9 protein-coding genes are annotated in these 8,340 nt (G+C 46.6%); 3 read left to right on the plus strand and 6 right to left on the minus strand.

Annotated features, from left to right (window positions below):
- Both Q0314_RS01090 and Q0314_RS01095 read left to right on the plus strand, forming a co-directional pair.
- Window positions 1-287, plus strand: a 287-nt coding sequence (locus tag Q0314_RS01090) for a winged helix-turn-helix domain-containing protein (RefSeq protein ID WP_298055549.1), incomplete at its 5' end; no start/stop codon positions are given.
- 20 nt (window positions 288-307) lie between these two features.
- On the plus strand, window positions 308-1,546 hold the full coding sequence (locus tag Q0314_RS01095; protein ID WP_298055551.1) for an ArsS family sensor histidine kinase: 1,239 nt from the start codon (window positions 308-310) through the stop codon (window positions 1,544-1,546).
- Window positions 1,547-1,894: 348 nt separating this feature from the next.
- Here Q0314_RS01095 and Q0314_RS01100 read toward each other — a convergent pair whose 3' ends face one another.
- The 6 genes from Q0314_RS01100 to secA form a co-directional block, all read right to left on the minus strand.
- On the minus strand, window positions 1,895-2,131 hold the full coding sequence (locus Q0314_RS01100; RefSeq protein WP_298055553.1) for a hypothetical protein: 237 nt from the start codon (window positions 2,129-2,131) through the stop codon (window positions 1,895-1,897).
- Between the two features lie 315 nt (window positions 2,132-2,446).
- Complete coding sequence (locus tag Q0314_RS01105; RefSeq protein WP_298055556.1) at window positions 2,447-2,659, minus strand: sodium:solute symporter; 213 nt, start codon at window positions 2,657-2,659, stop codon at window positions 2,447-2,449.
- Entirely contained in the window at window positions 2,656-2,886 is a 231-nt protein-coding gene (locus Q0314_RS01110) for a hypothetical protein (RefSeq protein ID WP_298055559.1), read from the minus strand. Before Q0314_RS01110 ends, Q0314_RS01105 begins: the two co-directional genes overlap by 4 nt.
- Window positions 2,887-2,913: 27 nt before the next feature.
- Entirely contained in the window at window positions 2,914-3,126 is a 213-nt protein-coding gene (locus Q0314_RS01115) for a hypothetical protein (protein WP_298055561.1), read from the minus strand.
- Between the two features lie 472 nt (window positions 3,127-3,598).
- Window positions 3,599-4,795: an ABC transporter permease gene (locus Q0314_RS01120; RefSeq protein WP_298055563.1), complete on the minus strand. Its 1,197-nt coding sequence runs from the start codon at window positions 4,793-4,795 to the stop codon at window positions 3,599-3,601.
- 246 nt (window positions 4,796-5,041) lie between these two features.
- Window positions 5,042-7,627, minus strand: a complete 2,586-nt coding sequence (gene secA, locus Q0314_RS01125; protein WP_298055567.1) for a preprotein translocase subunit SecA — start codon at window positions 7,625-7,627, stop codon at window positions 5,042-5,044.
- 87 nt (window positions 7,628-7,714) lie between these two features.
- Between secA and lolA the strand changes: the two genes are divergently transcribed.
- Window positions 7,715-8,227, plus strand: a complete 513-nt coding sequence (gene lolA, locus Q0314_RS01130) for a LolA-like outer membrane lipoprotein chaperone (protein ID WP_298055570.1) — start codon at window positions 7,715-7,717, stop codon at window positions 8,225-8,227.
- Window positions 8,228-8,340: the final 113 nt, after the last annotated feature.

Raw genomic sequence — 8,340 nt, forward strand, 5'->3', positions numbered from 1 at the left:
AAAAAGATATCGCGGTGGACGACTTTAAACACGTCATCACGCTAAAAGGCGAGCCGTTAAATTTGACCGCAGCGGAGTACGACATCCTAAAATACATGCTTCAAAAAGAAGGCGGCGCCATCACACGCGAGGAGTTTATCTACAACTGCGCGAGCATCAGCGAGGACTCGACAAACAAGAGCATCGACGTCATTATCGGCCGCATCAGAGGCAAGCTAGGCGACGACCCCAAAGAGCCAAAATATATCCACGCCATCCGCGGCATCGGCTACAAGCTCATGCAGTAAATTTGAGCTAAAGCCTGCAAATGAAACGCTCATCGGTTTTTTACACTATCACTTTTATCTTCGCGCTTGCGCTTACGAGCATATTTCTCGCGTTTTTGTGGCTGATGGACTACGACAAGCAAAACTACGCGCGCGAGCTAAACGCCAAATACTCCACGATCGCTAGAAATCAGCTCTTTTTGATGAGCGGTATCATAAACGAAAAAGAATACGAGCGTCAAACGGGCGACTTTAAGATGCCTGAGATCACAAACGAACAGCAAAAAGAGGAGATCCTAGCAAATGCAACCGTGCTTGAGGAGATATCCGCGGACATCGGCTCTAGCGCCATCATGATCTATCAAAATCACCACTATCTAAAAGTCCAGCACGTCGATAAAATCCTGCTTTTAAAGGATAATGACTACCAGCCCTACCGCTACGACATCATCAAGATCATCTTTTCGCTAGTCGCGATCATACTTTTGGCCGCTTACGTTTTTGTTATCAGGAAGCTAAAACCGCTAAGAAAACTAAAACGCCAGATAGCTAAATTTGCCGCGGGCGAGATCGACGAAGTGCAAAACGTCAGCAGCGGTAACGACGAAATTTCCGAGGTTGCAGAGGCTTTTTACGACGCGGTTTGCCAGATCAAAAGCTTAAACGCGTCGCGCAAGCTATTTTTAAGAAACATAATGCACGAGCTAAAAACTCCGATCACCAAAGGCCGCCTCGCCGCCGAAATGATCGAAAAAAGCAAAAACCAAGAGCGACTCGTGTCGGTGTTTATAAAACTCGAAAATCTCATAAACGAATTTGCCGCCGTCGAGCAAGTCACGTCAAACATCGCGCTAAATAACACCAAAATTTGCCGTATCGACGACGTCATCGACGAGGCTCTGGATATCGCGATGGTCGATCCCGGACAGGTCACGATCAGTAAGCTAGAGGACGTGAGCCTAAATGCAGACTTTAAGCTACTAGCGATCGCCGCCAAAAATATGATCGATAACGCGCTAAAATACTCCCCCAATAAGCACGTAAATATCACGATCACGCGCGAATCTATCAAATTTATCAACGAAGGCGAGCGGCTGTCGAAGGAACTACGCCACTACGTCGAGCCTTTTACCAAGGGCGAAAGCGCGCAAAAGAGCTTCGGTCTAGGACTCTACATCGTCGAAAATATAATCAAAGCACATAAGCTAACTCTAAGCTACGAATACAAAAACGGGCTAAACGTATTTAGCTTTGAAAATCTGCAAAATATAGCGGCGTAGGCGTAAATTTGAGCGTTTGCCGAGCTGTGGCGCGCGGATAAAATTTGAATCAAAATTTAAACCGAGCCACATTTGCTTAAATTTTAAAATTTGGCGTATCGTTTGTGGCCAACTAAACGCCAAATTTTGAGCTACAAATTTGGCGCTCGTTTCAAATTTATAGTCAAATTTAGTGAACGCTCGCTACTCATAATAAAAAGACTTTGCAGGCGCGAAATTTAGCCTCGCCTTTTCGCACAGCACGTAAAAATCAACCTTGCCGCCGCGAGACTTAAACTCAAAATAACATTCGTAAAGCTTTACGAAGTATTCAAACTCTAAATTTAGCCGCGCGCTTATCTCGTGTTTTTATCTTGCGTCACGAGCTTCGCGGGTTAGTTGCTCATAGTATGAGCGCTCGATCAGGCAGCCATCTGGAAAGTGGTGCGCACCCCAGTCTAGCGCGTCTAGTAGCATGCAAAAGTATAGCTCCACAGTTCGCTCGTCGCAGCGCTCATGGCGGTATGCACGGCGCAAAAGCTCGTCCCCACCAAGCTCATGCAAACCGCGCATGTAAATCTGATGCGCCCAGCGTAGATGCGGCATCTCGCCTGCGTCGCAGCACCCTTTTAGATACTCGCCGACTAGCTCGCCGAGCCGAAATGGCAGCTCGCCGTTGCCGCGGTTTTTTAGATTTTTTAGCTCGCTTTTGCTTTCGTCTAAAATTTCGCAGCAGAGCTCACCCAGTGCGTAGTTCCGCTGCGTCTGGCTAAATTCGCTTTTAAATTTACCAACGGTGCCCTTTAGATACTCGTTTGCCAGCTTTTAGTCCCATATCATAGAGCCTTAGGTATTCGCAGAGCTCAAATTTTAGCCGGCCAAAAGCGTCCGTTTGCATTTAGTTTCCTTGTCTGCGTAAATTTAGCGCATAAAAACCACGACTTGACTCTGCTCAAACGCGACCTTCCGCCCCGCTAGATATAGCTCGAAATAGGGCTTTAAAAAGTCCTCTTGTGGCCTTTGCGCGTAGTTTGGATACTGCAAATACGCCGACAGAAGGTAGTCGCAGTCGATCGAATAGTACGCCTCGCTGAGCACCCATAGCTTCACATCAAGCTTAGGCGAATCTATCATCCACTCGCCCCGCATAAGGCGTCCGCAAGCCCACCTTCGTGATCTGCGAGATCAGAGCTCTCCTGCACGCGCGCGGATTTTATTTCGTCAAGCATTTTTAAAAGCTCGTCATTGCCGAGAAACTCGGCAAAAATTTTTAAATTTCGAACGTGCGCTAAAGCTAGGCTCTTAAGTCCTTCGTCATCAAATTTCGGATCCTGCGGTGGACAAAAATACCCCGGCGCCACGCCCCGACCAAACGCCTCTTGCGTCTGCTACGCCGTGGCTGTGTAGATCGGCATTATGCGCGCTTGCAGCTCGGTGCCGTTTTGCAGCGGCGCAAACACCGTTTCTATACCGATGCCATCGGGCATAAAGCACTGAAAAAGTCCGTAAAACTTATCCTGCAGATCTATCTCTTTGCAATCTAAATCAAGATCCAGCCCTGCAGCCTCGTCAATGCGGCGCGCATACTCGAAATTCGTCATTTTTCTCCCCAAATTTGGATTAAATTTTGAGCATTATATCTTAAAGGGTCTCAAATTTTTGCTTGCAAATTAATATAATAACTTTCAAAATAGCAGCAAAATATGGCGTAAATTTAGCATAAGCACCAACCTTAAGCATAGCTTTTCTAAATGACGTAAGTAAATTTAGCAACCGTTGCAGTATAAAAAACATAGGCAAACTTACGGCTACTACTTGGTTGCGGATACCTTACACGATGTACAATTTCTAGTTTGGAGGGCAAATTTGACGCCGACGGCGGCTTAAATTTAAAAATTTACACGCACGAGAATAAAAACTCGAACGAAAATAATTTAAAGCGGCGTATTTTTATATAAATAAAATTTCGCCGCTTTTTATATAATTCAAAAAATAGACGAGCCAGCGCGGTCAAAACAGCAAATTTTTATTCGCTCAAATTTAACCCAAAAGCATTTCGGCTAAAATGCCGATTTATTCATTCCTAAGCGTCTCAAGTACGTTTATTTGCGCGGCTTTTTTAGCAGGGTAAAACGACGAAAATGCCACTATAACGACCGCTCCGACCAAAATCATAACAAGATCAAGCAAAGATAACTCCATAGGAAGCTTCGCGCTACCGTAAACGTCTGCGGGCAAATTTACTATATCAAAGCTACCGAGCAGCCACACGCCAAAGAGCCCGAGCACGAGTCCAAACACTATCCCGCCTCCGCCTATCGTGGCTCCCAGCGCAAAAAAGCTCTTTTTGATCTCGGCCTTGCTAGCGCCCAGCGAGAGTAGTAGAGCGATCTCTTGGCGGCGGTTCATGACGGTCATGAGCAGCGAGCTTACGATATTTAGCGAGGCAACCAGGATGATGAGCATCAAAACGATGAAAAGCGCACGTTTTTCAAGCGCCAAAGCGGAGAAAAAGTTGCCGTTTTGCTGCCACCAGCCGATGGCTTTTTGTCCTAGCCGTAGCTCGCGCGAGATCTTTTCGATATCGGCGAACGGATCGTCTGAAAACACATGTATGCCGTCAAATTTGCCCTCATCGTACTCAAGTATCTTACGCAGCGCCTCCACGCTCGTGTATAGATAGCTTTTATCGTAGGCCACAAGCCCCGAGCTAAACGAGCTCACGACTTCAAAGCGCTTCATTTTAGGCGTTAGAGCAAAGCCGCTCGGGTCATTTTTGGTAAAAATGAGCGTGAGTTTGTCATTTTCGTTTATCATCATCTCGTTTTTGACGCCTTGCCCTACTAGCAATCCGTATCCGTCTAGCTCGCGGTCACCAAGACCGGCTGCCACGACCGAGTTTATCTGCTTTTCGTCGGCTGAATTTACGCCAAAAAGCAGTCCGCCCTCAAAGCTATTCGCCCCCTTTATGATAACTTGACTCATGATATATGGGCTAAATTTGAGATTCGGAAACTTTTGTTTTAGTTCGCTAACGTCGCTCTCGTCGATGTTGCCGCGGATAGCGGAGAGGATCGTGATCGGGTAGTTCATGGTAAAAAGTTTGCGCTCAAATTCCTTGTCAAAGCCGTTCATGATCGCCATCGCAACGATGAGCACCATGAGCCCGACGCCCACACCTAGAAATGCTAGCAGCGCCGAAAGCATGATAAATGGCTGGGTTTTATCAAACCGTAGATATTTAAAAAGTAGATATTTGGTTAGGCTCATTTGATTTTCCGTTGTTTAAATTTGGGCTTTGGTTTGCTCGCTACTTTCGCGTCGCTCTGTCTTGTTTAAATTTGCGCCAAGCGCGAGCTAAAATTCAAATTTGAATATCCGTGAAAATTTGACGTAAAATTTTTAAACCGCTTGCAAACTCCGGGCGTTTTAAATTTACGTTACGATTTTGCACCGCTACAAAAAGGCGGCAAATTTAAATGCTAAATTTAGCAAACCGCCGCCAAAACACCAAAGCTAAATTTTATCCCAATCCTCCGCAAAAGCTCCTTTTTTAGGGCCGCTCTTGCCGTGGCAGTCTTTGTATTTTTTGCCGCTTCCGCACGGGCATGGGTCGTTTCGCGATACTTTTTTACCAGGCTTTTCTTCACTCTCAGGTGCACCGACGGTCTCGCTATCTTGAGCTTCTTGCGGCGCAGACTCACTAGGCTCGGAGAAGCTTAGGCGCACGGCCGTTAGTATCTTGATACTCTCAAATTTGATGCGACTAACGAGCTCCATAAAGAGATTAAAGCTCTCTTTTTTATACTCGGTTAGCGGATCTTTTTGATTGTAGCCGCGCAGTCCGATGCCGGTTTTTAGGATGTCCATCTGATATAGATGCTCGCGCCATGCGGTGTCTAACACCTGCAGGCAAAGCACCTTTTCTAGGTATCTGCGCTGATCGGCGCCTATGACGCCCATTTTTTCTTCGTAGTCAGCCTCAAATTTAGCCGTTATCTTTTCGGCAAGCTCGGCATAGTCGAGATCTTTTAGATCATCTGGCTGCATGAACGCGCCGTTTGAGATTATCACGGAGCTTAGTTTTTCGAGATTGTATTCGCTCTTTGGCTCGCCTGCGTAAATTTCAGCCTGAGCTAGCAGATGCTCGACAAATTCGGCGCGATTTTGTTTGATTTTTTCGCCGACTTCAAAATTTGGATCAAGCAACTCGTTTCTAAATTTATACACCGTTTTTCGTTGCTCGTTTGCGACGTCGTCGTACTCGAGGATGTGTTTTCGCGCTTCAAAGTGCAGGCTTTCGACCTTTTTTTGCGCATTTTCGACGGCTCTAGTGACCATTTTCGAGTCGATGCTTTCGCCCTCTTCGATACCAAGGCGCGTCATTATCGCTTTTATGCGGTCGCTGCCGAATATCCGAAGTAAGTTATCTTCAAGGCTTAGGTAAAAGCGGCTCACTCCAGGATCGCCCTGACGCCCCGAGCGGCCTCGCAGCTGGTTGTCGATACGGCGGCTTTCGTGCCTTTCAGTGCCGATGATGTATAGACCGCCTAGGTTTCGCACCTCGTCGTCGATACGGATATCTACGCCGCGTCCGGCCATATTCGTCGCGATAGTAACCGCGCCGCGAGCGCCGGCTTGAGCGATGATCTCGGCTTCTTTTTCGTGATTTTTAGCGTTTAGCACGGAGTGCGGGATCTTTTCTTTTACGAGTAAGCTATGCAACTTTTCGCTCTTTTCGATCGAGGCGGTGCCCACAAGTACGGGCTGACCGCGGTCGTGAGCTTTTTTGATCTCGTCGATCACGGCTTTAAATTTCTCATTTTCGGTTTTATATATGAGATCGTTGTTGTCTTTTCTGATTACCGGCACGTTTGTCGGGATCGATACGACATCAAGCTTGTAAATTTGCGAAAACTCGGTCGCCTCCGTCTGCGCCGTACCCGTCATGCCCGATAGTTTTTTGTAAAGTCTAAAATAGTTTTGAAATGTAATATCTGCTAGAGTTTGGCTCTCTTCTTGGATCTTTACGCCCTCTTTAGCCTCGAGCGCCTGATGCAAGCCCTCGCTAAATCTTCGTCCTTCGCTAAGACGCCCCGTAAATTCGTCCACGATGACAACTTGCCCGTCACGAACGACGTAGTGAACGTCCTTTTCAAAGAGATTGTGCGCTTTTAGAGCTTGGTCTAGGTGGTGGCTCAAAATCGCGTTTTCCATGTCGTAGAGATTTGCCACGCCAAAGAGCTTTTCAGCCTTTGAGATGCCTTCTTCGGTGATCGCTATCGTGCGGTTTTTCTCATCAACGACAAAGTCGCCCGTGGCCTTTTCTTGCGGAGTCGCAGGCGGTTCGCCGCGCTTCATCTGGCGCGCGACTTCGTTTGCCTTGATGTAGCCGTCTAGCGTGCGATTCGTAGGACCCGAGATAATGAGCGGAGTCCTGGCCTCGTCGATGAGGATACTATCGACCTCGTCAACGATGACGAAGTTATGCTCTCTTTGCACCTTATCTTTGAAATCCATCTTCATATTATCGCGTAGGTAGTCAAAGCCGAATTCATTATTCGTACCGTACGTGATATCGCTATCGTATGCCGCTTTGCGCGCTGCGTCGTCGTATTCTCCGCCTAGTATCACGCCGACGCTAAGGCCTAGAAATTTATAAATTTCGCCCATTTGCGTCGCGTCGCGTTTGGCGAGGTAGTCGTTTACGGTCACGACGTGCACGCCCTTGCCGCTCATTGCGTTTAAAACGACGGGCAAGCTTGCTACGAGGGTTTTACCTTCGCCCGTTTTCATCTCGGCGATCTTGCCGTCGTTTAGTACCATGCCGCCGATTAGCTGAACGTCGAAATGGCGCATATTTAGCGTCCTTTTACCGACCTCGCGCACGATGGCAAACACGTCGTCTAGCAGTTCGTCCTGGCTTTTTTCGCCGTTTTGCACCTGTGCTTTAAATTCGTTAAATTTAGCCTTTAGCTCATCGTCGCTCATCGCTTGATATTTGCTTTCAAGCGAGTTTATATAGGCGACTCGTCTAAAATATTTTTTTACTTCCCTGTCGTTTTTCGTACCGAATATCTTTTGCATAAACGCCGTTATCATTTCTAGCCTTTAAATTTTATTAAAGTTTGGATTTTAACATTTTATTATTTAAACTTAGCTAGAATTTTGCCGGGTAAAGGAAAATATATGAAAAAAATTTTAGCATTTTTGCTCTTTTGCGCCTCGGCTTTCGCAGTTACGTTAAATTTCGTCACGCTTCAAAGCGACTTCGTGCAAACCATCACGAGCGAGAACGAAACGGTCGATTATTTCGGTAAATTTTACGCAAAAAGCAATAACCGCGCCTACTGGATCTACGAGCGCCCGACGCCTAAAAAAATCTACTTTGATAAAAACCGCGTCGTCGTGATCGAGGATACGCTCGAGCAAGCGATCATCTCTAAATTTGAAAAGGCGCCGAATTTGATCGACGTCGTTAGAAACGCGGTTAAGATCACCGACACGCTCTACAAGGCCAAATACGACGGCGTAGAGTATCTAATCACCGTCAAAAACTACATCCCGACAAGGATCGACTACGAGGACAAGCTCGGCAATAAAATCAAAATCACGTTAAGCAACACGAAAAAGGATTTTAAGATAAGCGATGATTTGCTGACGCCGGTGATACCGTCGTATTATGACGTCATAAACCAATAAATTTCTAGATTTGCGGCTTGTCTTTTTCCTTCGTACTTCGTTGGATTTAAATTTTACTCGGTCACTACCGACCAGGTAGCTCCCGTCGTAAAATTTAAATCCGCCTCATCTAA

Origin of the sequence: uncultured Campylobacter sp. (assembly GCF_938040115.1) — a bacterium.
Classification (GTDB): domain Bacteria; phylum Campylobacterota; class Campylobacteria; order Campylobacterales; family Campylobacteraceae; genus Campylobacter_A.